The organism is Pseudomonas sp. FG86 (assembly GCF_057808775.1).
The window spans coordinates 1-22,914 of sequence record NZ_JBMDIS010000047.1 but is presented as its reverse complement, the minus strand read 5'-3'; the positions used below and the strand labels follow the sequence as shown (position 1 = coordinate 22,914).

Here is a 22,914-nt window from a genome sequence, read left to right as displayed (position 1 = left end):
CTCGAGAAACTGCGCTTGCTGGTCTTCGGGGCCAAAGCCTTTGAACTTTTCCATCAGCGTGCCGTTGAGGAAGATCAGCAGCGTCGGGGTGCCCGTAACGTCGGGGTGCCTCGGCGTCTTGGCGCAATCGAGCACCAGGCTGACAACGGAGGGGTACTTGCCAGCGATCAGCTCAAATAATGGCCCTGAGCACGCACAGGCTGGGCAGTGATCGGAAACAAACAGCATGAATACCGGGCGCGAGGTGCTCAACGCGCGCCGGTAATCCTCGGCATTGGCGATGGTTGCGGTGGCAATCCCCATGAGGGCCTCCCTTTGGATGATGCGGGTTTTTGCCAACGCTACGACCAGGAATCAGTGTCGTCTACTGTCAACCTTCACAGGTAGCCAGGGGGGCAAGCGTCGTCCGCACGCTCCCCCCATTTGCGCGCCTGGTCGGCGGTGATGTGCCAACGCTGGCCACAGCACGGTGGTTTTTCCATGATTGAAACGTGCCCGGTGTTGGTGCGCGGTAACACCGTTGTGGCGCATGTGCAGGGGACCGTCGCGGTCGGATGGGGCCCTGGGTAGCAAGCTGATTTCAGCTGCTGGCGTAACGCCGTTAGCCAGAAGGCTGTTTATCCGTCTGATTTATAAACCATTTATTCCCCGCATATTTTTCCGTTACTGCCTGTGGCACACTTTCTGCTGTCTATTCCGTTGTTACATACTAAGTTCCGGTATAGCGGAATACACAACTCCTGGAGTGCTTGTCATGCATCACCGACCTTCCGTGTTTAAAGCGTGTGTTTTTCTTTTCGCCGCATCGGCATCCCTCGCAGGCCTCGTGCAGGCGGCGGACAGCAAGCTCGATAACGTGCTCAAGCGTGGGCACCTGATCGTGGGTACAGGCAGTACCAATGCGCCGTGGCACTTCCAGGGAGCGGATGGCAAGTTGCAGGGGTTTGATATTGATATTGGCCGCATCGTGGCCAAGGGGCTGTTCAACGACCCGAGCAAGGTCGAGTTTGTGGTGCAGTCGTCCGACGCCCGGATTCCCAACCTGCTGACCGACAAGGTCGACATGAGTTGCCAGTTCATTACCGTCACCGCCAGCCGCGCGCAGCAAGTGGCCTTTACCTTGCCGTACTACCGCGAAGGCGTGGGCCTACTGCTGCCCAACAACAGCAAGTACAAGGAAATCGAAGACCTGCAAGCCGCCGGCGATGGCGTCACCGTGGCGGTGCTGCAAAACGTCTACGCCGAAGAACTGGTGCACCAGGCACTGCCCAAGGCCAAGGTCGACCAGTACGACAGCGTCGACCTGATGTACCAGGCCGTGAACTCCGGTCGCGCCGATGCCGCCGCCACCGACCAGTCTTCGGTCAAATACCTGATGGTGCAGAACCCTGGCCGCTATCGCAGCCCGGCCTATGCCTGGAGCCCGCAGACCTATGCGTGCGCGGTCAAGCGTGGCGACCAGGACTGGCTGAACTTCGTCAACACCGCGCTGCATGAAGCCATGACCGGTGTGGAGTTCCCCACCTACAAGGCTTCGTTCAAGCAGTGGTTCGGTGTGGACCTGCCAGAACCTGCCATTGGTTTCCCCGTCGAGTTCAAGTGATTCGTGAAAACCGGGGCGCCGCGCCTGGCGCCCCCATCAGGTACCGTTGACCATGAACTATCAGTTGAACTTTGCCGCCGTGTGGCGTGATTTCGACACCTTGCTCGCGGGGTTGTGGCTGGGCCTTGAGCTGGCACTGCTGTCGATCGCCATCGGCTGCGTGATCGGCCTGTTGATGGCGTTTGCCATGCTGTCCAGGCACCGGGCGTTGCGTATCCTCGCCTCGGTGTACGTGACGATAGTACGCAACACGCCGATCCTGGTGCTGATCCTGTTGATCTACTTCGCCTTGCCCAGCCTGGGCATCCGCTTGGACAAGATCCCCTCGTTCATCATTACCTTGTCGCTGTACGCCGGTGCTTACCTGACCGAAGTGTTCCGTGCCGGGTTGTTGAATATTCCCAAGGGGTTGCGTGAAGCCGGGCTGGCGATTGGCCTGGGCGAGTGGCGAATCCGTGCCTACATCACCGTGCCAGTGATGCTGCGCAACGTGCTGCCCGCGCTGTCCAACAACTTTATCTCGCTGTTCAAGGACACCTCACTGGCGGCCGCGATCGCGGTGCCGGAGCTGACCTATTACGCCCGCAAGATCAACGTCGAAAGCTACCGGGTGATTGAAACCTGGCTGGTCACGACCGCGCTCTATGTGGCTGCCTGTTACCTCATTGCCATGCTGCTCCGTTACCTGGAACAGCGTCTGGCGATCCGTCGTTAAGGAAGGTTTCCATGTACGAATCCCCCAGCTGGTTGCATGAGTTGTGGATCGCCCGGGACACCCTCTGGGCGGGTTTCCAGACCAGTGTGTACGTGTCGGCGCTGGCAATTATCTTCGGCACCCTGATCGGCATCGTCGCCGGGTTGATCCTGACCTACGGCAAATTCTGGATGCGGGCGCCGTTTCGCGTGTATGTCGACTTGATCCGTGGCACGCCGGTGTTTGTGCTGGTGCTGGCGTGTTTCTACATGCTGCCGGCGCTCGGCTGGCAAATCACCGCGTTCCAGGCCGGTGCCGTCGGGTTGACGCTGTTCTGCGGTTCCCACGTCTCGGAAATCGTGCGCGGCGCGCTGCAAGCCATTCCCCGTGGGCAACTGGAAGCGGGCAAGGCGATTGGCCTGACGTTCTACCAGTCCCTGGGCTACGTGCTGTTACCCCAGGCGCTGCGGCAGATCCTGCCGACCTGGGTCAATTCCTCCACGGAAATCGTCAAGGCCTCGACCCTGTTGTCGGTGATCGGCGTGGCCGAACTGCTGTTGAGTACCCAGCAGGTGATCGCGCGCACCTTCATGACCCTGGAGTTCTACCTGTTCGCAGGCTTTATGTTCTTTGTCATCAACTACGCCATCGAGTTATTCGGGCGCTACATTGAAAAGCGGGTGGCCTTGCCATGAACCAACCTCAAACAACCGAACCGCTGCTGAACATTCGCGGCCTGCGTAAACAATACGGGCAGGTCGAAGTGCTCAAGGGCGTCGACCTGTCCATGCAGCGCGGCAACGTGGTGACGTTGATCGGCTCCAGCGGCTCGGGCAAGACCACGTTGTTGCGTTGCGTCAACCTGCTGGAAGAATTCCAGGGCGGGCAGATTACCCTCGACGGTGAGTCCATCGGCTACAGCGAAATCGCCGGCAAGCGTGTACGTCACCCTGAACGGGTGATTGCCCAGCACCGCGCGATGACCGGCATGGCGTTCCAGCAGTTCAACCTGTTCCCGCACCTGAGCGCGTTGCAGAACGTCACCCTTGGCCTGCTCAAGGTCAAAAAGATGGGTAAGGACGAAGCGGTGGCCCTGGCCGAAAAATGGCTGGATCGCGTTGGCTTGCTGGAACGCCGCAATCACTTTCCCGGTCAGCTCTCAGGCGGCCAGCAGCAGCGTGTGGCGATCGCCCGCGCGATTGCGATGAACCCGAGCCTGATGCTGTTCGACGAAGTCACTTCGGCCCTCGACCCGGAATTGGTGGGCGAGGTGCTCAGTGTGATCAAGGGCCTGGCGGAGGAGGGCATGACCATGTTGCTGGTCACCCACGAAATGCGCTTTGCCTATGAGGTGTCGGACAAGATCGTCTTCATGAACCAGGGGCGTATTGAAGAGCAGGGTTCGGCGAAGGACATCTTCGAACGGCCGCAATCGCCGCGCCTGGCGGAATTTCTGAAAAACATTCGTTTTTAAATGGTCAGTCAGCAGGAGAAACAGTTATGAGCATTACTCGTTACGGCGCCGGCAGCACCGCCGGCGGTGGTCAGCCGCGTCCTTTCGCCCGCGCGGTGGAAGCGGACGGCTGGCTCTACGTCTCGGGCCAGGTGCCAGCGGTGGACGGTGAAATCATCACGGGCGGGATCATCGAGCAAACCCGGCAGACCCTGCGCAACGTGGTGGCGATCCTTGAAGAAGCCGGCTACGAATTGAAAGACGTGGTACGGGTGGGCGTGTGGCTGGAAGACCCCCGGGACTTCTGGAGTTTCAACAAAGTGTTCGGCGAATACTTCACCCCCGAACACGCCCCGGCGCGGGCCTGTGTGCAGGCCAACATGATGGTTGATTGCAAGGTCGAGATTGATTGCGTGGCCTACAAGAAAAAAGGCTAAATTGCCCCACTCTTGAGACCACAGGAAATCCAATGTGGGAGGGGGGCAAGCCCTAATGCCGTTTAGTTAAGCGTACATCGCCTTCTGTAGGAGCGAGGGGGACGCCTAGTTCTTGCTCGCGAAAAACGTCAACGATAACGCGTGTTTCCTGAATGAACGCGGCGCCTGTGAGTTTTTCGCGAGCAAGCTCGCTCCTACAAAAAAGCCTTAACTGAACGGCATTAGGGCTTGCCCCCCCTCCCACAATGGACCTGCGCCAGCCCCACCCTTTCGACCGGATCGAAAATTGCCATGACCGAAGACACCATCAAACGTCGCGCCAAAGGCCTGGACCGTGCGTTCGATATCCTCGACTTTCTCAAGGAAATCGGGCAGCCCCTGCGCCCGAATGATATTGCCAACGGTATCGGCAGCCCCAAGTCCACCGTCTACGAACTGGTCGCGTCCTTGCTGGAACGGCGCATTCTCGAAACCGTGGGCAAGGACGGTCACGTCTACCTCGGCCGCCAGTTGTACTTTCTCGGCCAGGCGCATTTGCGTCATTTCGACCTGACCCGCGAGGCTGACCACGCCTTGCAGGAGATCGTCAGCCAGACCCACGAAACCGCACAGATGTGCCTGCTCAACGGGCGTAAATACACGGTGGCGCTGATGCGCGAAGGCGAGCGGCATTTCCGTATTTCTTCGGATATCGGTGAGAACGCGCCGATCCCGTGGACCGCGTCCGGGCGCCTGCTGCTGGGGCACTTGAGCGATCAGCAGATCGTCGACCTGATCGACCCTGAGGATTTCATCCTGCCGGACGGTCAGCGCCTGCCGCTGGAGACCTTCCTCGCACAAATCCGCCAGGCCACGGTCGATGGCTTCTTTTCCTTCGACAGTGTGGCCGACACCTTCACCCATTGTTTTGCCGCCCCGGTTCGGGACGCGCAAGGCATCAGCATTGCGACCTTGTGCATCGTCGCCCCGAGGGCCGATGCCAGCAATCATTACAACGACTATCGCCGGGTGTTGATCGAAAGCGCCAACAACCTGGCCCGTCGCATCAACGAATAGGAGCTTTCCATGTCTGCCATCAATGCCGTTGAAAAGGGTGCCGCTGCTGTCGGCGCCCACCTGGTCCGTGACGTCAGCCTGCCGGCGCTGGTCCTGCACCGCGATGCCCTGGAGCACAACATCCGCTGGATGCAGGATTTCGTCAGCCACAGCGGCGCGCAGCTTGCGCCACACGGCAAGACCAGCATGATGCCGGCGCTGTTCCAGCGCCAGCTGGCGGCCGGTGCCTGGGGCATTACCCTGGCCACCGCGGTGCAGACTCGCGCGGCTTATGCAGGTGGCGTGCGGCGTGTACTGATGGCCAACCAACTGGTGGGCGCGCCGAACATGGCGTTGATCGCCGACCTGCTGGCCGATGGGGATTTCGACTTCCACTGCCTGGTCGATCACCCGGACAACGTCGCCGACCTGGGGCTGTTCTTCGCCGCCCGTGGCCTGCGCCTGAACGTGATGATCGAGTACGGCGTGGTCGGCGGCCGTTGTGGCTGCCGCAGCGAGCAGGCCGTGCGAGACCTGGCCAAGGCGATCAAGGCCCAGCCGGCCCTGGCCCTCACCGGTATCGAAGGCTATGAAGGCGTGATCCATGGCGAGCACGCCATCAGCGGCATCCGTGACTTCGCCGCCAGCCTGGTACGCCTGGCCGTGGACTTGCAAAACAACGGTGCGTTCGACTTGGCCAAACCTATCATCACCGCCTCGGGCTCGGCCTGGTACGACCTGATCGCCGAGTCGTTCGAGGTGCAGAACGCTGCCGGTCGTTTCCTCAGCGTATTGCGCCCTGGCAGCTATGTGGCCCATGACCACGGTATCTACAAAGCGGCGCAGTGCTGTGTACTTGAGCGCCGCAGCGACCTCAGCGAGGGCCTGCGCCCGGCGCTGGAAGTCTGGGCCCATGTGCAATCGCTGCCCGAGCCAGGCTTCGCGGTGATCGCCCTGGGCAAGCGCGATGTGGCCTACGACGCCGGCCTGCCGGTGCCGCTCAAGCGCTACCGAGCGGGGATCCTGCCAGCGGAAGGGGAGGATGTGAGCGCCTGCAACGTCACGGCAGTGATGGATCAGCACGCGTTCATGACCGTGGCCCCGGACGTTGAACTGCGCATTGGCGACATCATTTCCTTTGGCACCTCCCACCCTTGCTTGACCTTTGACAAGTGGCAGGTCGGTTGCCTGGTGGATGAGCAGTTGCAGGTGATCGAGTCCCTGCATACCTGCTTCTAGACCGTGTCGCGCCTATCGGGGGCAAGCCCCCTCCCACATTTGAAAGGTGTTCACACGTCAACGTGTGGGAGGGGGCTTGCCCCCGATGAGGCCATCAGCCCCCCGAGACAGCAACCATGACCACCCATCCCCGCATCGCCTTGATCGGCGAATGCATGATCGAACTGCAACACCGCGCCGACGGCAGCCTGCAACAAAGTTTCGGCGGCGACACCCTCAACACGGCGGTGTACCTGCGCCGTGAGCTGGGCGACATCGGCAGCGTCGACTATGTCACTGCCCTGGGCGACGACAGCTTCAGCGATGCGATGTGCGCGCAATGGCAGGAAGAGGGGCTTGGCCTGGGCCGGGTCCAGCGCCTGCCTGGGCGTTTGCCGGGGTTGTACTGCATCCAGACGGATGCGAACGGCGAGCGCAAGTTTCTCTATTGGCGTAATGAAGCGGCGGTACGTGACTGCTTTACCACGCCGGCCGCCGCGCCGATCCTGGCGGCATTACCCGGTTATGACGTGGTGTATTTCAGCGGCATTACCCTGGCGGTAATCGGTGATATCGGGCGCGCGCGTTTGCTCAAGGCCCTGATCGAAACCCGTCGGCGTGGCGGCAAAGTGGTGTTCGACAACAACTACCGGCCGCGGCTGTGGGCCACGGTGGACGTTGCCCGTGAGGCGTATCGCACAGTACTGGCCGAGGTGGATATCGCCTTGCTGACCGAAGATGACGAGCTTGCATTGTTTGGGTGCGCCGACAGCGAACAGGTGTTCGCGGCGTACCCGGCGATTGCCGAAGTGGTACTCAAGCGTGGTGCGCAGGCCTGTTTGATCCGTTGCGACGGTAAGCGCTTTGCCGTGCCGGCGCTGAAGGTGGAGACGGTGGTGGATACCACGGCGGCGGGGGATTCATTCAGTGCGGCGTACCTGACCAGTCGGCTCAAGGGGGGCTCGCCGGAGGCGGCGGCGTTGGCCGGGCATCGGTTGGCGAGCCGGGTTATCCAGGTGCCGGGGGCGCTGATCCCCAGGGAGTAAGTGAATGGCCGCCTGCGGCGGATCGGGGGCAAGCCCCCTCCCACAGCTGGCCGCATTCCTCCAGATGAAATGCGGTCAAGTGTGGGAGGGGGCTTGCCCCCGATAGCGGTCTTAAGCCAAAGCCTCAATCGCGGTAAAACACCTGCACCAGGTGATAGCCAAACTTGCTCTTGATCGGCCCGTGAACCACCTTCACCGGCTTCTTGAAGATCACCGCATCGATCACCCCCACCATCTGCCCTGGCCGCACTTCGCCCAAGTCGCCGCCGCGCTTGCCGGACGGGCAGGTGGAGTATTTCTTGGCCAGCACATCAAAGGCTTCGCCCTTGGCGATGCGCTGCTTGAGTTGTTCGGCTTCTTCGCTGGTTTTCACCAGGATATGACGGGCTTGGGCTTTCATGGTTCTCTACCAGGTGTGCGACGGCGCGCGATTATGCCTGAACTCATTCGACCACGCTGATCATGCTGCGGATCTTGGTCGCCAACAGGTCGATGGAAAACGGTTTGGCCACCATGTCCATGCCGTCCTCCAGGAACCCCTGGCGCTCGGCGGCTTTCTCGGCGTAACCGGTCATGAACAGCACGCGCAGGCCCGGGCGATGCTGGCGGGCGATTTCCGCCAGTTGCCGGCCGTTCATGCCGGGCAGGCCAACGTCGGTCACCAGCAGGTCCACACGCAGGTCCGACTCCAGCAGCGGCAGCGCAGCACGGGCGTCCGCCGCCTGGTGGGCGGTGTAGCCCAGCTCGTCGAGCACATTGACCACCAGCATGCGCACGGCGGGGTCGTCCTCGACGACCACGACCGCTTCACCGGCCAGGGCCACTGGCGCTTCGCTCGAGTGCGGCGGCAGGCTGCTTTCCAGGGCGGTGCCGTGCAGCCGCGGCAGGTACAGGCGCACGCAGGTGCCCTGGCCCGGTTCGCTTTGAATGGTCACATGGCCGCCGGACTGCTGGGCAAAGCCATAGATCATCGACAGGCCCAGGCCGGTGCCCTGGCCGATCGGCTTGGTGGTGAAGAACGGATCGAACGCCTTGGCAAGGATCTTCGGCGCCATCCCGGAGCCGTTGTCGCTCACGCCGAGCATCACGTAGTCACCGGCCTTGACCGGTTCGAGGGTGGTGATGTCGGTGCCGTCCAGGTAGCTGTTGGCGGTTTCGATCAGCAGCTCGCCGCCGTCGGGCATGGCGTCGCGGGCGTTGATCACCAGGTTGAGCAGGGCGTTTTCCAGCTGGCTGGCATCGGTGTTCACCGGCCAGATATCGCGGCCCAGCTGCACGTTCAGGGTGATATGCGCGCCCTTGGTGCGGCGGAACAGGTCCTCCAGGGAGGCCACCAGTTGATTGGGGTCGGTCGGGCGCCGGTCCAGCGACTGGCGCCGCGAGAACGCCAGCAAGCGGTGGGTGAGGGCGGCGGCACGATGGGCCGAGGCTACGGCGGCGTCGGCAAAGCGGCCGATATCGTCGCTGCGTCCGGCGGCGATATAGCGTTGCATCAGGTCCAGGCTGCCGATAATGCCGGTGAGCATATTGTTGAAGTCATGGGCGATGCCGCCGGTGAGCTGGCCCACCGCTTCCATTTTCTGCGCGTGGCGCAGGGCATCTTCGGCGCGTTCACGCTCGAACATCTCGTTTTGCAGGCGCTGGTTGGCCTCGGCCAGTGCCTGGGTGCGCTGGGCGACGCGTTCTTCGAGGTTCTCATTGAGGTTGCGCAGGGCTTCTTCGGTGAGCTTGCGTTCGGTTTCATCGATCACAAAGATGTAGAAACCGTTGACCGAGCCGTCATTGCTGAAGCGCGGCAGGTACTTCATCAACGCATGGCGCGGCCGGCCATCGTGATGGGGGGTAATGGTGGTGAAACTGCACGCCTTGCCACCCAGCGCGGCGGTGATCATGTCCTCGCGCCCGGCATACACCTCATCGCCGAGCACTTCGCGGATGCTCTTGCCATACAGCTCCTGGGGCGTCATGCCGTACCAGTCGAGGTAGGCACTGTTGTTCAGGCGAAAGCGTTGCTCATGGTCAACGTAGCCGATCAGCACCGGCATGGCGTTGATGATCAGTTGCAGTTCGGTCTGGCTTTGGCGCAAGGCCTGTTCGGTATGCTTGCGTTCGGTAAGGTCCAGCGCGGCACCGAGGAAGCGTGCCGGGCGGCCCTGCGGGTCCTTATAGCAGCGCCCGCGCGCGAATACCCAGCGCACCTGGCCATCGGCTTGCAGCAGGCGGTATTCCTCGGCGTATTCGGTGCCATGGGTGATGCAATGCTTGATGCTGCGCGCCACCGTGCCACGGTCTTGCGGGTGCACGCCTTGCAGGTAATCGCTGATGGGCAGGAGGCTCGCTTCGTTGGGGTCGACGCCATGCAGGAAGGCGAAGTGCGCGTCGGCGATAAAGCGGTCTTCGCCGATGTCCCAGTCCCAGGTGCCCACTGCATCGGTGGCGGCCAGCGCCAGTTGCAGGCGTTGTTCAGTGTTGTGCTGGGCCTTGAGGCTGTCTTCGGAACGCTGTTGCAGTTCGAGGGCCTTGCGGCGGCGTTCGTTGGTCTCGATGGCGGTGACCAGGATGCCGGCCACGGCGCCGCTTTCGTCGCGGATCGGGCTGTAGGTCAGGTCGAGCCAGATTTCAGTGTCGCGATGATCGCGTTGCAGTACGAAACGCTGCTCGGTGAACGTACGCACCTGGCCGCCGAGCACGGCGTCATAGATCGGTGCGGTGAAGTCTTGCAGCTCCGGCCAGGTCGGGTGTGCCGGCTGGCCCAGGGCGCCGGGGTGTTTGTTGCCCGCCAGGCGCGCAAAGCCATCATTGTAGAGCTGGATAAGTTGGTCGCCCCACAGCAGGAGCATCGGCATCGGCGAGTTGACGACGATATCCACGGCGGTACGCAAGCTCTGCGGCCAATCATTGGCCTCACCGAGAGGGCTGCGCGCCCAGTCCAGCCGCGCAATCAATGCAGCGGCTTCGCTGTCGGTGGATGTTCCCTTCATGACAATGCCCTGAGCGTAACGCTTTGAAAATGACAAAGAACAGATTATCCCGTGAGTCGGGAACGGCTGGCTACCCCTCGAAAAGTAGCATGCATTTGGGCGTTGTCTTCAAATGAGTGTCTCAGGGCTGAAACCGTTCAACCTCAAGCCAGCTCAGGACGGTCGCGAAATTGCGCCAGGGCCTGGGGGTTGGCCAGGGCGTCGGTGTTTTTCACCGGCTCGCCATGCACCACGTTGCGCACTGCCAATTCCACGATCTTGCCGCTGATGGTGCGGGGGATATCGGTGACGGCGAGGATCTTCGCCGGCACATGGCGTGGCGTGGTGTTGGCGCGGATCACCTGGCGGATTTGCTGCTCCAGGGCCGCATCCAGTTCAACGCCATCGTTGAGGCGCACGAACAGCACCACGCGCACGTCGTCCTGCCAGCGTTGCCCGATGGCCAGGCTCTCCAGCACCTGCGGGACTTTTTCCACCTGGCGATAAATCTCGGCGGTGCCGATGCGCACGCCGCCGGGGTTGAGCACTGCGTCGGAGCGTCCATGGATCAGCAGGCTGCCATTGGGGCGTTGCTCGGCATAGTCGCCCTGGGCCCAGACGCCCGGGAACTGGCTGAAATACGAGGCGCGCAGTTTTTGCTGCTGCGGGTCATTCCACAGGCCGATGGGCATGGCCGGGAAGTGCCGGGTACACACCAGTTCGCCTTTTTCACCGATTAACGGTCGGCCCTGGTCGTCCCACACTTCGATCGCCATCGCCAGGCTCTTGCATTGCATTTCGCCGCGACGCACAGGCAGTACCGGGTTGCCGATCACAAAGCAGGAGACGATATCGGTGCCGCCAGACATCGACGACAGGCAAAGCTCTGCCTTGATCTCGCGGTACACATAGTCGTAGCTCTGGGGCGACAGCGGCGAGCCGGTGGAAATCAGCCCTTTGAGGCTGCCCAGGTCATGGCTCAGGCGCGGTTGCAACCCGGCCTTTTCCAGGGTGACGAGGAACTTGGGGCTGGTGCCGAATACGCTGATTTTTTCTACGTCGATCAGGTCAATCAAGCGCTCGGGGCCGGGGTGAAAGGGCGAGCCGTCATACAGCACCGCCGTGGCACCCAAGGCCAATACCGAGACCAGCCAGTTCCACATCATCCAGCCGCAGGTGGTGTAGTAAAACAAGCAGTCCTCGCCGGACAGGTCAGCATGCAGGCCGTGCTCCTTGAGGTGGGTGAGCAGCACGCCGCCGGTGCCGTGGATGATGCACTTGGGCACGCCGGTGGTGCCGCTGGAATAGAGGATGTACAGCGGATGGTCGAACGGCACCGCGACGAATTCAGGTGCGCCGCCGGGTTGGTAGAAGTCACTCCACAGCGCGACGCGGGCCTCGGTCCGATAATCCTCGACCCGCGCCTGGGGCCGGGCATACGGCACGATGATCAACTGCTGCAGGGACGGCAGGCGTGCGAGGATCTCGTTGAGTTTGGCGCTCTGGTCGATGTCCTTGCCGGCGTAGCGGTAACCGGCGCAGGTGATCAGCACCTTGGGCTCGATCTGGCCGAAGCGGTCGATCACACCTTGGGTGCCGAAGTCCGGCGATGAACACGACCAGATCGCGCCCAGGCTGGTGGTGGCAAGCATGCCGACCAGGGTTTGCCAGGTGTTGGGCATGCATGCCGCCACCCGGTCGCCCACCCCGACGCCGGCCGCGCGCAGGCTTTTTTGCAGGCCGGCGACGTGGGCGGCCAGTTCGGCGTAGGTCAGTTGTTCGCGCTGGCCGTCTTCGCTGATGGCGACCACGGCGGGGTGATCGTCGCGACGGCGCAGCAGGTGTTCGGCAAAGTTCAGGGTCGCGCCGGGGAACCACTGGGCGCTGGGCATCTCGGCGCCTTCGATCAGCGCCGCGCTGGGCGGGCTGCGAAACTGCACGTCGAAAAAGGCCACGATCGCCTGCCAGAAGTCCGGGCGCTGGTCGATGCTCCACTGGTGCAGGGCCGGGTAGTCGCTGAGCTGCACGCCGTGGCGATCATTGATAAAGCGCCGGAACTGGTCCATCCGGGTGTTACGGATGCGTTCGGGGGAGGGTTGCCAGAGGATCTCGGACATCAGCAAGGTCTCTTGTTCTTGTACAGGTCTTCCAAACGATAGAGTTCCAATGTGGGAGGGGCGGTGCGACGATTCGACTTGCCCACGATAGCGGTGAGTCAGTCACAAATGCATGTGCTGACACTCCCTCATCGGGGGCAAGTCGAATCGTCGCACCGCCCCTCCCACAGTTTAGATCTCCAGTGTCAGGTTTTATTGAGCCAGCCAGCCACCATCGATATTCCACGCCGCGCCCCGCACCTGGGCGCCGGCCTCACTGCACAAAAACAGCACCAGTTCGCCCAACTGCGGCGGTGTCACGAACTCCAGCGACGGCTGCTTCTCGGCCAGCAAATCATGCTGCGCCTGTTGCGGGTCGACGCCACTGGCCGCGCGGTCATCGATCTGCTTCTGCACCAGCGGGGTCAGCACCCAGCCTGGGCAGATTGCGTTGCAGGTCACGTTACCGGTCGCGGTCTCCAGGCCCACCACCTTGGTCAGGCCGATCACGCCATGCTTGGCCGCCACATACGCGGCCTTGCCCACCGAACCGACCAGGCCGTGCACCGAGGCGATATTGACGATACGCCCCCAGCCCTTGGCCTTCATGCCCGGCAGGCTCAAGCGCGTGCTGTGGAATACCGAAGACAGGTTGATCGCAATGATCGCGTCCCAGCGTTCCACCGGGAAGTCTTCCACCGCCGCCACATGCTGGATACCGGCGTTGTTCACCAGAATGTCCACGCCGCCGAATTCGCGCTCGGCATAGGCGATCATGTCGGCGATCTGCGCCGGGTCGCTGACGTCGGCGGGGTGATGCCCGACCTTGCCGCCGAACGCCTGCACCTGGGCGATCACCACGCTGGCGTCGCCAAAGCCGTTGAGGATCAGGTTGGCGCCGGCCTTGGCCAGGCTCAAGGCGATGCCCAGGCCGATACCGCTGGTGGAGCCGGTGACCAGGGCGGTCTTGCCGTTCAATGTCGTCATGAAAACCTCACACAATGCCGGTGGCATAGAAAGTACCGATCACCACGAACACCGCGAGGGTCTTGATAATCGTGATGCCGAAAATGTCCTTGTAGGCTTCGCGGTGGGTCAGCCCGGTGACCGCCAGCAGCGTGATCACCGCGCCGTTGTGGGGCAGGGTGTCCATGCCGCCGCTGGCCATGGCCGCGACCCGGTGCAGCACTTCAAGGGGGATATTGGCCGCATGGGCCGCTGAAATAAAGCTCTCGGACATGGCCGCCAGGGCGATGCTCATGCCGCCGGACGCGGAGCCGGTGATACCCGCCAGCAGGGTCACGGTAATCGCTTCGTTGACCAGCGGGTTGGGGATGCCCTTGAGCCAGTCCGCCAGCACCAGAAAGCCCGGCAGCGAGGCGATCACCGCGCCAAAGCCGTATTCCGAGGCGGTGTTCATCGCCGCCAGCAGCGCACCGCTGACCGCGCTTTTACTGCCTTCGGCCAGCTTGCTTTTGATTGCCGACCAGCCAAACACCAGCACGATCACGATGCCCACCAGCAATGCCGCCTGCACCGCCCAGATCGCGGTGAGCTTGGCGATTTCGGTCGTCACTGGCGTACTCATGCCCGGCAGGCTGAGGCTGTGGGTCTTGCCGTACCACAGTGGAATCCAATGGGTGAACAGCAGGTTCATCACCCCCACCAGGATCAGCGGCGACAGCGCGATCCACGGGTTGGGCAGGGTCAGGTTTTCGGCGGTTTCCGGCTCGTTGCGCAGCTCGGTGCCGTAGCCTTCGCCGGCCCGTTGCGCTTTGTTGCGTTGGCGGGCGAGGTAGAGCATGCCGGCGCAGAACACGAAGATCGTACCGATCAGCCCCAGCCAGGGGGCTGCCCAGGCGGTGGTGTTGAAGAAGGTGCTGGGGATGATGTTCTGGATCTGCGGCGTGCCGGGCAGGGCGTCCATGGTGAATGAGAACGCACCGAGGGCGATGGTCGCCGGGATCAAGCGCTTGGGGATATTGCTTTGGCGGAACATCTCTGCCGCGAACGGGTACACCGCAAACACCACCACAAACAGCGACACGCCGCCGTAGGTGAGCAGGGCGCAGACCAGCACGATCACCAGCATCGCCTGGCGCGTACCGAGCAAGCGGATCGCCGCGGCCACGATCGAGCGCGAGAAGCCCGACAGCTCGATCAGCTTGCCGAACACCGCACCGAGCAGAAATACCGGGAAGTACAGTTTGATAAAGCCAACCATTTTTTCCATGAACACCCCGGTAAACGCAGGGGCGACAGCGGATGGGTCGGTGAGCAGGACAGCGCCGAGGGCGGCGATGGGGGCAAACAGGATAACGCTATAGCCACGGTAGGCAGCCAGCATCAGCAGCGCGAGGGCTGCCAGGGCAATGATCACACTCATGGTGTGTCTCCATCGGATTGTTATTGTTGTGGGTAAAGCTGTGGGGAGGGCTATAGCGAGATGTATGCCAATTATTTAACTTGTTGAAATATATGGGTATTTTTGAATTTTTCGGGCGGGGCTCCAGATTCTGTCTCAATCTGGAGACAAACACAGCTCAAATGTGGGAGGGGCTTGCCCCCGATGAGGGAGTGTCAGTCACTTATTTGTTAACTGATCCGGCGCTATCGCGGGCAAGCCCCCTCCCACAGGGATTGTCTTTGTTTGGAGAATCAAGTCTCAAATTTGAGACTAGGCGATTCCCAGTGCGACCATCTTCTTGTACAACGTCGACCGCCCGAGCCCCAATCGCTTGGCCGCCTCCACCACATTCCCTTCACAGGCCTCGAGCGTCGCCGCAATCAGCTGCCGATCGAACCGCGCTCGCGCCGCCGCGAACGTCTCGCCTTCGACCGTTTTCACTTCGTTGCGCGCTACCGGGCTGAACGTGCCGATCGCCGCGCGAATCTCGGCGGCATTCAATACCAGGTCATCGCTCAACAAGGCTGCCCGCTCCAGCACATTGCGCAGTTCACGGATATTCCCCGGCCACGCATGCTGCGCCAACAACACGAGGGCTTCACGGTCCAGTTCATGCTGGCTGTGCAGCTCTTCGAGGATCGCTTCGCTCAGCGCAGGAATATCCTCCAGGCGCTCACGCAATGGCGGCACCTGAATGGGCAGCACATTCAGGCGGTAGTACAAATCCGCGCGAAACTCTCCGCGCTTGATCGCCGCCTCCAGGTCCATGGAGGTGGCGGCGATGACCCGTACATCACTGTGCAGCATCTCGTTGGAGCCCACCGGTTCGAATTCTTTTTCCTGCAACACCCGCAGCAGCTTGCTTTGCAGGGGCAGGGGCATGTCACCAATTTCATCAAGGAACAGCGTGCCGCCCTGGGCGATCTGGAATTTGCCGGGCCGGCCCTTGCGGTCGGCACCGGTAAACGCGCCGGGGGCGGTGCCGAAGAACTCGGCTTCCAGCAGGTCGTGGGGGACGGCCGCGCTGTTGATGCTGACAAACGCCTTGTGCGCACGCTTGGATGCGCCGTGGATCGCCTGGGCCAGCAGCTCTTTGCCGGTGCCGGTTTCGCCGAGCAGCAACACCGGCGACTCGGCACTCGCACTGCGCCGCGCCCGGCGTTTGACGTCGAGGCTGGCGGCGCTGGTGCCGATAAAGTGTGCAAAGTTGTACTTGCTCTGCCGCGAACGCAGCAGCGAGCGGGTGGAGGCCAGTTCCGCCTGCATGCTCAGGTAACGCTCGATCAGCGGCGACAGGTTGCGCAGCTCATCGAACAGCGCAAAGCCAATCGCGCCAATCACCGTGCCGGCATTGTTGTGGATCGGCAGGCGCATCACCACCAGCGGGCCTTTGGGCGTGTCTTGGATATCCAGCAGAATCGGTTGGTCGTTGCGCACCACCTGGCGCAACAGGCTGTTGGAGATCACCTGTTCGCAGGGCTGGCCGATGGCTTCATCAGCGCTTTTGAGGCCGAAGCGCTTGGCGTAGCGCTCGTTCATCCACACGATATTCGCGTCGCGATCGACAATCACCGTGCCTTCGCTGGACTGCTCGATGATCTCGAACAGCGACTGGATCGCCAGGCCGCGAACCTGTTCGTAATCCTTGAGGTTTTCGGTGATGTTCATGCCGGCAGAATCCTGTAGGAGCGAGGCGGACGGCTAGTCCTTGCTCGCGAAGGTCGTCAACGATAACGCGGTACATCTGGAAGAACGTGGCGTACTTGGATTCTTCGCGAGCAAGCTCGCTCCTACAAGGGGATGTGCGCGGCGGCCAGCAGTTCCTTGGTATAGGGATGTTGTGGCGATTCAAATACCGCATGGCTCGGCCCGCGCTCCACCACCTTCCCATCCTTGATCACGATCATGTCATGGGCCATGGCGCGCACCACCGCCAGGTCATGGCTGATAAACAGGTAGGTCAGGCCGTATTTTTCCTGCAACTCGCGCAGCAATGCCACCACTTGCTTCTGCACCGTGCGGTCCAGGGCCGAGGTGGGTTCGTCGAGCAGTATCAGCGCCGGCTTGAGCACCAGCGCGCGGGCGATGGCGATGCGTTGGCGCTGGCCGCCGGAAAACTCGTGTGGGTAGCGATGCCGGCTGGCGGGGTCGAGGCCCACCTCCTTGAGCACCTGGATCACCTGCGCTTCGCGGTCGGCCAGGCTGCACGGTGCATGCACTTCCAGGCCTTCGCTGATGATCTGCTGCACCGACATGCGCGGGCTGAGGCTGCCGTAGGGGTCCTGGAACACCACCTGCATCTGCTTGCGCCACGGGCGCATCTGGTGGTGGTTTAGCGGGTCGAGGGCTTTACCCTGGAAGCGGATGCTGCCGGTGGAGTCGAGCAGGCGCAGGATCGCCTGGCCCAGGGTGGATTTACCCGAGCCCGACTCACCGACGATGCCCAGGGTCTTGCCGCGCTGCACGCTGAGGCTGATGCCGTCCACGGCGCGCAGGTAGGTCTTGCGCTGGAACAACCCACCGCCGAGAGGAAATTGCACGGTCAGGTCGTCCACCTGCAACACCGTCTCGCGCTCCTCGCCGCACAACACGTCGCCCGCCGGCTCCGCATCCAGCAGCAGGCGGCTGTAGGGATGCTGCGGCGCGGTGAACAAGGTCTCGCAGGCGGCCTGCTCGACAATCTCGCCGGCATGCATCACGCACACCCGCTGGGCGATGCTGCGCACCAGGTTGAGGTCGTGGCTGATCAGCAGCATCGACATGCCCAGGCGTTGTTGCAGGGACTTGAGCAGCAGCAGGATCTTGCGCTGCACGGTGACGTCCAGCGCGGTGGTGGGTTCGTCGGCAATCAGCAGTTGTGGCTCGCAGGCCAGGGCCATGGCGATCATCACCCGTTGGCGCTGGCCGCCGGACAGTTGGTGCGGATACGCCTTGAGGCGTTCCTGGGGTTTCTGGATGCCCACCAGGCCCAACAGTTCCAGGATGCGCGCCTGCGCCGCCTTGCCGCCCAGGCCCTTGTGCAGCAGCAGGGTTTCGCCGATCTGCTTTTCGATGCTGTGCAGCGGGTTGAGCGAGGTCATCGGCTCCTGGAAGATCATCGCGATGCGATTGCCGCGCAGCTTTTGCAGGGTGGTCGCCGGCGCGCCGATCAGTTCCTGGCCGCGATATTTCACCGAACCGGTGGTTTGCGTACCGGCCTCGGGCAACAGTTGCAGGATCGAGTGAGCGGTCACCGACTTGCCCGAGCCCGACTCGCCCACCAGTGCCAGGCACTCGCCGGGGCGCACGTCCAGGCTCAGGTTGTGCACCACGGTCTGGCCACTGAAGGCGACGCACAGGTCACGAATTTCGATCAGGTTCATCTGCAGTCACTCATGAACGGGGGTCGAAGGCATCACGTAATGCCTCGCCGATAAAGACCAGCAGCGACAGGATCAGCGCCAAGGTGAAAAACGCCGTCAAGCCGAGCCACGGCGCTTGCAGGTTCTGCTTGCCCTGGGCGATCAACTCACCCAGCGACGCGCTGCCGGCCGGCATGCCGAAGCCGAGGAAGTCCAGGGCGCTCAAGGTGGAGATCGCCCCGGTCAAGATAAACGGCAGGTAGCTCAGGGTGGCGGTCATCGCGTTGGGCAGGATATGCCGGCGGATGATCTTGCCGTCGCCCAGGCCCAATGCCCGTGCGGCCTTGACGTACTCCAGGTTGCGCCCGCGCAGGAACTCGGCGCGCACCACGTCCACCAGGGCCAGCCAGGAAAACAGCGCCATGATCCCCAGCAGCCACCAGAAATTCGGTTCGACAAAGCCCGACAGGATGATCAGCAGGTACAGCACCGGCAGCCCGGACCAGACTTCGAGGATGCGCTGGCCAAGCAAGTCGACCCAGCCGCCGTAGTAACCCTGCAAGGCGCCGGCGGCGATGCCGATGCTCGCGCTGATCGCCGTGAGCGCCAGGGCAAACAGGATCGACACCCGTGCGCCAAAGATCACCCGAGCCAGCACATCGCGCGATTGATCGTCGGTGCCCAGCCAGTTCACCGCCGAGGGCGGGCTCGGGGCAGGGCGGGTCAGCTCGTAGTTGGGCGTGTCGTCGCTGAACGGGATCGGTGGGAACAGCATCCAGCCGCCGTCCTGCTTGATCAGCTTCTGTACGTAGTCGCTGCGGTAGTCGGCCTGGAACGGCAGTTGGCCACCGAACTGCTGCTCGGTGTAGCGTTTGAACACCGGGAAATACAGCTCGTTTTTGTAGCTGAGCACCAGGGGCTTGTCGTTGGCGATCAACTCGCCGCCCAGGGTCAGGATAAACAGGCCGATGAACAGCCACAGCGACCACCAGCCGCGCCGGTTCTGCTTGAACCGCTCGAAGCGTCGGCGGGCCACGGGAGACAGGTTGAGCATCAGGCGTTCCTCGCGGCGAAGTCGATACGCGGGTCCACCAGGGTGTAGCAGAGGTCGCCGATCAGTTTTATCAAGAGGCCGAACAGGGTGAAGATGAACAGCGAACCGAACACCACCGGATAGTCGCGGGACACGGCGGCTTCGTAGCTCATGCGCCCGAGCCCGTCGAGGGAAAAGATCACCTCGATCAGCAGCGAGCCGGCAAAGAACACGCTGATAAACGCCTGGGGAATCCCGGAGATCACCAGCAGCATTGCATTGCGAAACACATGGCCGTACAGCACGCGGCGTTCGCTCAGGCCCTTGGCACGGGCGGTGACCACGTACTGGCGTGTGATTTCATTGAGAAACGAGTTCTTGGTCAGGATGGTCAAGGTGGCAAACCCGCCGATCACCAGTGACGTGACCGGCAATACCAGGTGCCAGAAGTAGTCGGCGATCTTGCCCACGGTGCTCAGCTCGTCGAAGTTTTCCGAGACCAGGCCCCGCACAGGGAACCAGTTCAACGACGTGCCGCCGGCGAAGACCACGATCAGGAACATGGCAAACAGGAACGCCGGCATGGCATAGCCGATGACGATGGCGGTGCTGCTCCACACATCGAAGTTGCTGCCATGGCGCACCGCCTTGCGAATGCCCAGGGGGATCGACACCAGGTAGGTGATCAGCGTGGCCCATAGGCCGAGGGAGATGGTCACCGGCATTTTTTCCAGGATCAGGTCGATCACCGTTGAACCCCGGAAGAAGCTGCTGCCGAAATCCAGCTGGGCGTAGCTCTTGAGCATCAACCACAGGCGTTCCGGGGCCGGCTTGTCGAAGCCGTACTGTTTTTCGATGTCCTTGATCAGTTTCGGGTCCAGGCCACGGCTGGCCCGCGAGCCGCTGCTGAGGCCTTCGCCGGAGGAACCCCCGACGGCACCGCCGCCGATGCCTTGCAGGTGGGCAATGGCCTGTTCCACCGGGCCACCGGGCGCCGCCTGTACGATCACGAAATTCACCAACAGGATGATCACCAGGGTTGGGATGATCAGCAGCAGGCGCCGCACGATATAGGCAAACATCAGCGCGTCCCCCCGCGTTTTTTCAGCTCGGCATTCATCTGTTCATTCGTCAGTGGCGTGGGGCTGATTTCCCACCAGGTTTCCAAGGCCTCGTCGTTCTTGGCCTCGATGGCCGGGCGCCCGAAGCGGTTCCACCACGCGGCAGAGGTGCCGGGCGGGTAGTAGTTGGGAATCCACAGGTAATTCCATTGCAGTACGCGGTCCAGGGCGTGGGCATACGTGAGCATCTGCGCCTGGGTGTCGGCCTTGACCAGGCCCTTGATCAGTGTGTCGACGGCCGGGTCCTTGAGCACCATGTAGTTGTTCGCGCCAGGGTCGAACGCAGCGCTGGAGCCGAAGTAGTTGTACAGCTCCATCCCCGGCGAGGTGGTGACCGGGAAACCGGTGACGATCATGTCATAGTCGCGGGTCATCAGGCGGTTGACGTACTGCGAGGAGTCGATGCGGCGGATATTCAGGGTGATGCCGATCTGCGCCAGGTTGCGCTTGTAGGGCAGCAACAGGCGTTCCAGGCCGGCCTGGGCATTGAGGAAGGTGAACTCCAGCGGCTCGCCTTCGGCGTTGACCAATTTGTCGCCTTCGGGCTTCCAGCCGGCCTCTTCCAACAGGGCCAGGGCTTGCAGCTGCTTGTCGCGGATCATGCCGCTGCCGTCGGTGACCGGCGCCTTGAACACCTGGGTGAACACTTCGTCGGGCACCTGGCCGCGCAGCGGTTCGAGGATTTTCAGTTCTTCCTGGGTGGGCAACTGGCTGGCGGCCAGCGGGCTATTGGAAAAGTAGCTCTGCTGGCGGATGTACAGGTTGCGCATCATCTGCCGGTTGGCCCATTCGAAATCCCAGAGCATCGCCAGGGCCTGGCGCACGCGGCGGTCCTTGAACATCGGTTTCTGCACGTTGAACACATAGCCCTGGGCCGGTTGCGGCATTTCCTTGGCCAGGTGTGCACGTTGCAGGCGCCCGTCATCCAGGGCCGGGCCGTTGTAGCCGATGGAGTAACCGGTGGCGGAGAATTCGCGGTTGAAGTCATAGGCGCCGCCGCGCAATACCTGGCGCGCCACTTCGGTGTCGCCGAAGTATTCCAGGCTCAGGTGATCGAAGTTGTACAGGCCGCGGCTGACGGGCAGGTCCTTGCCCCACCAGTCTGGGTTACGGGTAAAGGTAATGGTGCTGCCCGAGTCGATCTTGCCGACCTTGTACGGGCCACTGCCCAGTGGCGCTTCGTAGCCGCCGCCATTGGCGAAGTCGCGGGTCTTCCACCAGTGCTCGGGGAACACCGGCAGGGTGGCGATATCCAGGGGCAGGGTGCGGTTTTCATTGCTGGAAAAATCGAAACGCACCTGGCGCTCGCCTTCGACTTCGACGTGTTTCACGTCTGCGAACAGGGTACGAAAGCGCAGGCTGCCCTGGGTCATCAGCAAATCGAAGCTGTAGCGCACGTCTTCGGCGGTGATCGGCTTGCCATCGGCAAAGCGCGCCTTGGGGTTGAGGTAGAAACGCAACGACAGGCCGTCGTCGGCCCGCTCCATCTTTTCGGCCACCAGGCCATAGACCGTGTAGGGCTCGTCGAGGGAGCGCAGGGCCAGGGGCGAATACAGCCAGCCGTCGACCTGGGACACGCCGATACCTTTGTCGATATAGGGCAGCACATGGTCGAAACGCCCGATCTCGATCGCCGAGCGCCGCAGGCTGCCGCCCTTGGGCGCGTTGGGGTTGGCGTAGTCGAAATGGGTGAAGCCGGCAGCGTACTTGGCCGGTTCGCCGTACACCGTCAGGTAGGTTTGCGGGGCCGCGATCACGGCCGTGCTGGCCAGCAGCAGGGCCAGGGCGGAGCCAAACAGAGTCGAAAAAGCCAGTCGCATTATCAGCCTTGAGCGCCGGGTGAAGAAGAATAGGGATTTGTACGCTAACGGCCAGGGCATCGCCAGTCATCCCATGCACAACGGCCCACCAAAAAGGCGGGCCGTTGTTTCAAGCATCAGCGCGGACGGGATCAGTCCTGACGGCTGGTCACTTCCAGCAGGTGATAACCGAACTGGGTTTTCACCGGGCCTTGCACGGTGTTGACCGGGGCGCTGAACACGACGGTGTCGAATTCCTTGACCATCTGGCCTGGACCGAACGAACCCAGGTCGCCGCCTTGGCGGCTGGACGGGCAGGTGGAGTTGGCTTTGGCGATTTCTGCGAAATCGGCGCCGCCTTCGATTTGGGCCTTGAGTTCGTTGCACTTGTCTTCAGTGGCAACCAGGATGTGACGGGCGGTGGCTTTGGCCATGGGAGTAACTCCTTGAATAAAAAGGTGAGCGTACCGGATTCAGGTGGTTATTTGTTGGCAAAGTTCCCTTGGGGTGGTGTTCTCTTGGTGGGTGGGTGGGTGGGTGGGTGGGTGGGTGGGTTGGTTGGTGGGTTGGTTGGAGGTTTGGGGGCATATCCGTTGCTGCGGTAACGGCGGCTGGCGGTTCCGCTCTTACAGCGGGTCACTTTTGGAGGGACCTGTATGGACCGGACACAT

Annotated in this window: 19 protein-coding genes and 1 pseudogene; 8 read left to right on the top strand and 12 right to left on the bottom strand. The window is 62.2% G+C overall.

The window, feature by feature from the left end:
* Positions 1-12: 12 nt before the first annotated feature.
* Positions 13-303 (bottom strand): annotated as a pseudogene (locus ACODSV_RS24325) (thioredoxin family protein); the annotation flags it as partial.
* A 451-nt stretch (positions 304-754) separates the two neighbouring features.
* Between ACODSV_RS24325 and ACODSV_RS24320 the strand changes: the two are divergent.
* The 8 genes from ACODSV_RS24320 to ACODSV_RS24285 all read left to right on the top strand — a co-directional run bounded on the left by ACODSV_RS24320 (position 755) and on the right by ACODSV_RS24285 (position 7,486).
* Positions 755-1,603, top strand: a complete 849-nt coding sequence (locus ACODSV_RS24320) for a transporter substrate-binding protein (protein ID WP_024075081.1) — start codon at positions 755-757, stop codon at positions 1,601-1,603.
* A 52-nt stretch (positions 1,604-1,655) separates the two neighbouring features.
* Complete coding sequence (locus ACODSV_RS24315; RefSeq protein WP_150054446.1) at positions 1,656-2,318, top strand: amino acid ABC transporter permease; 663 nt, start codon at positions 1,656-1,658, stop codon at positions 2,316-2,318.
* An 11-nt stretch (positions 2,319-2,329) separates the two neighbouring features.
* The gene (locus ACODSV_RS24310; RefSeq protein WP_069076372.1) at positions 2,330-2,992 is read left to right on the top strand and encodes an amino acid ABC transporter permease; all 663 of its coding nucleotides are present in this window, start codon (positions 2,330-2,332) and stop codon (positions 2,990-2,992) included.
* Positions 2,989-3,771, top strand: coding sequence for an amino acid ABC transporter ATP-binding protein (locus ACODSV_RS24305; RefSeq protein WP_102624555.1), 783 nt, complete (start codon positions 2,989-2,991; stop codon positions 3,769-3,771). The genes ACODSV_RS24310 and ACODSV_RS24305 overlap by 4 nt, the downstream gene beginning before the upstream one ends.
* 26 nt (positions 3,772-3,797) lie before the next feature.
* On the top strand, positions 3,798-4,187 hold the full coding sequence (locus tag ACODSV_RS24300; RefSeq protein ID WP_012723821.1) for a RidA family protein: 390 nt from the start codon (positions 3,798-3,800) through the stop codon (positions 4,185-4,187).
* Between the two features lie 291 nt (positions 4,188-4,478).
* Positions 4,479-5,243, top strand: coding sequence for an IclR family transcriptional regulator (locus ACODSV_RS24295; protein WP_024075084.1), 765 nt, complete (start codon positions 4,479-4,481; stop codon positions 5,241-5,243).
* A 9-nt stretch (positions 5,244-5,252) separates the two neighbouring features.
* On the top strand, positions 5,253-6,461 hold the full coding sequence (locus ACODSV_RS24290; protein WP_150055363.1) for an amino acid deaminase: 1,209 nt from the start codon (positions 5,253-5,255) through the stop codon (positions 6,459-6,461).
* Positions 6,462-6,577: 116 nt separating this feature from the next.
* Positions 6,578-7,486 carry a sugar kinase gene (locus ACODSV_RS24285; RefSeq protein ID WP_150056588.1) on the top strand — a complete coding sequence of 303 codons (909 nt, stop codon included), beginning with the start codon at positions 6,578-6,580 and terminating at the stop codon, positions 7,484-7,486.
* Between the two features lie 124 nt (positions 7,487-7,610).
* On the opposite strand, the gene ACODSV_RS24280 is transcribed toward ACODSV_RS24285, so the two are convergent.
* From ACODSV_RS24280 to ACODSV_RS24230, 11 genes are all read right to left on the bottom strand, one after another.
* Positions 7,611-7,886 (bottom strand): peptidylprolyl isomerase, encoded by a 276-nt coding sequence (locus ACODSV_RS24280; RefSeq protein WP_010564624.1) that lies wholly within the window; start codon positions 7,884-7,886, stop codon positions 7,611-7,613.
* 43 nt (positions 7,887-7,929) lie between these two features.
* On the bottom strand, positions 7,930-10,467 hold the full coding sequence (locus ACODSV_RS24275; protein WP_150095491.1) for a PAS domain-containing hybrid sensor histidine kinase/response regulator: 2,538 nt from the start codon (positions 10,465-10,467) through the stop codon (positions 7,930-7,932).
* A 143-nt stretch (positions 10,468-10,610) separates the two neighbouring features.
* Complete coding sequence (locus ACODSV_RS24270) at positions 10,611-12,563, bottom strand: acetoacetate--CoA ligase (protein WP_024075088.1); 1,953 nt, start codon at positions 12,561-12,563, stop codon at positions 10,611-10,613.
* A 192-nt stretch (positions 12,564-12,755) separates the two neighbouring features.
* Positions 12,756-13,529 (bottom strand): 3-hydroxybutyrate dehydrogenase, encoded by a 774-nt coding sequence (locus ACODSV_RS24265; protein ID WP_150056522.1) that lies wholly within the window; start codon positions 13,527-13,529, stop codon positions 12,756-12,758.
* A gap of 7 nt (positions 13,530-13,536) precedes the next feature.
* Positions 13,537-14,928 carry a GntP family permease gene (locus ACODSV_RS24260; protein WP_024075090.1) on the bottom strand — a complete coding sequence of 464 codons (1,392 nt, stop codon included), beginning with the start codon at positions 14,926-14,928 and terminating at the stop codon, positions 13,537-13,539.
* 291 nt (positions 14,929-15,219) lie between these two features.
* Positions 15,220-16,617 (bottom strand): sigma-54 interaction domain-containing protein, encoded by a 1,398-nt coding sequence (locus ACODSV_RS24255; protein WP_102625545.1) that lies wholly within the window; start codon positions 16,615-16,617, stop codon positions 15,220-15,222.
* A gap of 122 nt (positions 16,618-16,739) precedes the next feature.
* The gene (locus ACODSV_RS24250; protein ID WP_024075092.1) at positions 16,740-18,311 is read right to left on the bottom strand and encodes an ABC transporter ATP-binding protein; all 1,572 of its coding nucleotides are present in this window, start codon (positions 18,309-18,311) and stop codon (positions 16,740-16,742) included.
* Between the two features lie 10 nt (positions 18,312-18,321).
* On the bottom strand, positions 18,322-19,344 hold the full coding sequence (locus tag ACODSV_RS24245) for an ABC transporter permease (RefSeq protein ID WP_024075093.1): 1,023 nt from the start codon (positions 19,342-19,344) through the stop codon (positions 18,322-18,324).
* Entirely contained in the window at positions 19,344-20,405 is a 1,062-nt protein-coding gene (locus tag ACODSV_RS24240) for a microcin C ABC transporter permease YejB (protein WP_150053898.1), read from the bottom strand. The genes ACODSV_RS24245 and ACODSV_RS24240 overlap by 1 nt, the downstream gene beginning before the upstream one ends.
* Complete coding sequence (locus ACODSV_RS24235; protein WP_024075095.1) at positions 20,405-22,264, bottom strand: extracellular solute-binding protein; 1,860 nt, start codon at positions 22,262-22,264, stop codon at positions 20,405-20,407. Before ACODSV_RS24235 ends, ACODSV_RS24240 begins: the two co-directional genes overlap by 1 nt.
* A gap of 131 nt (positions 22,265-22,395) precedes the next feature.
* A complete protein-coding gene (locus ACODSV_RS24230) occupies positions 22,396-22,677 on the bottom strand; it encodes a peptidylprolyl isomerase (RefSeq protein ID WP_069075821.1) in 282 nt (93 codons plus the stop codon).
* Positions 22,678-22,914 lie beyond the last annotated feature (237 nt).